This is a genomic window from Streptomyces thermovulgaris (assembly GCF_002155915.1).
Classification (GTDB): Bacteria; Actinomycetota; Actinomycetes; order Streptomycetales; family Streptomycetaceae; genus Streptomyces; species Streptomyces thermovulgaris.
Genome location: NZ_MUME01000391.1, coordinates 1 through 3,500, shown reverse-complemented (window position 1 = coordinate 3,500; position 3,500 = coordinate 1). Strand labels below are relative to the sequence as shown.

General features: G+C 74.2%; 2 protein-coding genes and 1 pseudogene. 2 read left to right on the top strand and 1 reads right to left on the bottom strand.

The genetic code is table 11. From position 1 onward, the window contains the following. A partial coding sequence (locus tag CCN35_RS28530) for an Rv1733c family protein (RefSeq protein ID WP_425444324.1) occupies window positions 1-366 on the top strand: 366 nt, incomplete at its 5' end. A gap of 111 nt (window positions 367-477) precedes the next feature. Continuing rightward, window positions 478-2,913, top strand: coding sequence for a right-handed parallel beta-helix repeat-containing protein (locus tag CCN35_RS24985; RefSeq protein WP_169721388.1), 2,436 nt, complete (start codon window positions 478-480; stop codon window positions 2,911-2,913). Here the strand turns inward: CCN35_RS24985 and CCN35_RS24980 are convergent. Further along, window positions 2,883-3,500, bottom strand: a pseudogene (locus tag CCN35_RS24980) (hypothetical protein); the annotation flags it as partial. The gene CCN35_RS24985 and the pseudogene CCN35_RS24980 overlap by 31 nt on opposite strands.

Below are 3,500 nucleotides of genomic sequence, written 5' to 3'. Positions count from 1 at the left end.
GAGCCCGATCCGGAGCTCTCCCCGGGGCGGACGCTGCGCAGCCGCGTCCTCGCCTCCTGGACGGCCCCCGACGGCACCCGGCGGCAGGGTCCGGTCCCCACGCCCCTGAGGGACCCTAGGCCCGGCGAGACCTTCGCACTGTGGACCGACGCCCACGGCACCCCGGTGCCCCGGCCCCTGGCCCCCACCACGGCCACCACCCACGCGGTCCTGGCGGGAATCGGCGCGGCCCTGCTGACCGCGGGCCTCGTCGAGGCCGTGCGCCGGCTGGTCCTTTGGCACCTGGTCCGTCTCCGGTATGCGCAATGGGATCGCGCCTGGGAACGGATGGGACCGGACTGGGGCCGTACCGGCACCGGTATCTGACGGCCTTCCGACTCCGGTCAACCCGCCGTCCGCAGGCACGCTACGGTGGACCGGCCGACGCACTCGGCATCGACCAACCCGCGTACGACGAGGTGGGGGCACAGCAGAGCCATGGCACAGGGCACGGTCCAGGTGACGCACACCGGCACATCGCGGTGGCGGCGCCGCACAGGTGAGTACGCATCGCTCGCCGCCGCCCTGGAGGCCGCGGCGGACGGTGACGTCCTCACCGTCGCCCCCGGCACCTACCGCGAGAATCTCGTGGTCCGGCGGGCGGTGACCCTGCGCGGCCCCGAGAACTCCCCCGGCTCGGTGCGCATCGCCCCGCTCGACGGGGTGCCGCTGACCGTGCGCGCCTCGGCGGTGGTGCGGGATGTGCATGTGGAGGGTCAGGACACCACCGCGCCTGCCCTGTTGGTGGAGGAGGGCACGCCGGAGATCGCCCAGGTGCGGATCGTGACCCGCTCCGCGACCGGTGTCGAGGTGCGCGGCGACGCCCGGCCCACCATACGGCGCTGCACGGTCGACAACCCGGCCGGCATCGGCATCGCCGTGCTCGGCGGCGGCGGGGTGTTCGAGGAGTGCGAGGTCGTCGCGGCCGGGCAGTCGGGCGTGGCGGTCAGCGGCGGCGCCCATCCCCGGCTGGAGCGCTGCCGGATCCACCACACCTCCGGCGCGGGCCTGTCGGCGACGGGCGGCGACTGCGCGCTGGAGGCGGTGGGGTGCGAGGTCTACGAGGTACGGGGCAGCGGTGTCCGGGTCACGGGCGGAGCCACCGCGCACCTGACCGACTGCGATGTGCACCGCACCACCGGGGACGGCGTCACGCTCGACACCGACGCCGTGCTGACGCTCGCCGACTGCCGGATCCACGACGTCCCGGAGAACGCGGTGGATCTGCGGTCGCGTTCGGTGCTGACGCTGACCCGGACGGCGGTGCGCCGGTTCGGGCGCAACGGCCTGTCGGTGTGGGACCCGGGCACACGGGTGGACGCCAACCAGTGCGAGATCTCCGACAGCACCGGCGACTACCCGGCGGTGTGGGTCAGCGACGGTGCCACCGCGGTGCTCGAGGCCTGCCGGGTGCACGACGTGCCGGACGCGCTGTTCGTGCTGGACCGCGGCTCCCGTGCGGACGTCGTGGACAGCGATCTGGCCCAGGTGCGCAACACGGCGGTGTCGGTGAGCGACGGCGCCGTCGCGCAGCTGGACGACTGCCGGATCAGGGACGCGGCCACGGGTGCCTGGTTCCGCGACCACGGCAGCGGCGGCACCCTCAGCAACTGCACCCTGGACGGGACCCGGACCGGCGTGATCGTCACCAAGGGCGCCGACCCCACCGTCGAGCGGTGCACGGTCTCCTCCCCCGCCGAGGCCGGTGTCTACGTCTCCGCCGGGGGCCGCGGCAGCTTCCTGGGCTGCCGGGTGACGGACAGCAAGGGCTACGGCTTCCATGTGATCGACGGCTGCCGTACGACACTGAGGAAGTGCCGTACGGAGCGGTGCGCGCGCGGCGGTTACGAGTTCGCGGACGGCGGGCCGGACGCCAGGGCGGGATCGGGTCCCGTGGTCGAGGACTGCAGCAGCGACGAGAGCGGCGGGGTGCGCCTGCCCACGGCCCGGGAGACGGTGGTGCAGACGGCGAGTGCGCACCCCGGCCTGCTGGGTGCGCTCCCCGGGCAGCGCACCACCGAGCAGGAGCCGCCGGTGACCGCCGCCGAGCCGGAGCGGTCCACCCGGAGCGCGAAGGACGTCCTCGGCGAACTCGACGCGCTGGTGGGCCTGGACAGCGTCAAGCGGGAGGTGCGCGCCCTGATCGACATGATCGAGGTGGGCCGGCGCCGGCAGCAGGCCGGGCTGAAGGCCGCCTCGGTCAAGCGCCATCTGGTCTTCACCGGCTCCCCCGGCACCGGCAAGACCACGGTCGCCCGTCTGTACGGCGAGATCCTCGCCTCCCTGGGCGTTCTGGAGAAGGGGCACCTGGTCGAGGTCTCCCGGGTCGACCTGGTCGGCGAGCACATCGGCTCCACCGCGATCCGCACCCAGGAGGCGTTCGAACGGGCGCGCGGCGGGGTGCTGTTCATCGACGAGGCGTACACGCTCGCCCCGGAGGACGCCGGACGGGACTTCGGCAAGGAGGCCATCGACACCCTGGTGAAGCTGATGGAGGACCACCGGGACGCGGTGGTGGTGATCGTCGCCGGGTACACCGCCGAGATGGAGCGGTTCCTCTCCGCCAACCCCGGTATCGCGTCCCGCTTCTCCCGCACCATCACCTTCGGCGACTACGGCCCGGAGGAGCTGCTGCGGATCGTGGAGCAGCAGGCCGAGGAGCACGAGTACCGGCTGGCGCCGGGGACGGCCGAGGCCCTGCTGGCGTACTTCACGGCACTGCCCAAGGGGCCGTCGTTCGGCAACGGCCGTACCGCGCGGCAGACCTTCGAGGCGATGCTGGAGCGGCACGCGGGCCGGGTCGCCCAGCTCGCCGACCCCAGCACCGACGACCTGACGCTGCTCTACCCCGAGGATCTGCCCGCGCTGTCCTGAACCCCGGCACCGCCCGGCGGTTCGTGGCCGCCGGACGGCATGTCCTTCGACGGCCCGGAGGGCGCGTGCCGCGGTGCGGGCAGGTCCGGGCGCAGCCGGGCGAGCAGCTGCGCGCGTTCCTCGGCGAAGGCCGGGTCCGCCTGGTAGTCGGAGTGGCCGAGGATCGGGGCGGGCAAGGGGTGCTGCGCGGTGCGGCCATGGGCGAGCGGGTCCTTCAGCGGGGCGCGGTCCACCTCCGTGCCGCGGTCGCCGCCCGGCCGGACCGGGCCGCCGATGGGGTCGGTGAGCCGGTACAGATTGCGCCAGCAGTTCACGTCCCGGTGCAGGGCCTCGAGGGCGGCCGGACCGAAGTGGGCCGGGAACCAGCGGCCGTAGAGCCTCTCCAGCGGCGAGCCGTAGGTCAGCAGCGCGACCCGTCCGCGGACCTGCGCGGGAAGCTGCCAGGCCGCGGCGGCGGCCAGCACACTGCCCTGGGAGTGCCCGGAGAGCACCAGCCGGCCGCCGGTGGACCGGATCCAGGTCGCCATGCGCCAGGTGAGGTCGGGCACGGCCCGTTCGGCGTAGCAGGGCGGGGCGAAGGGGTGGGC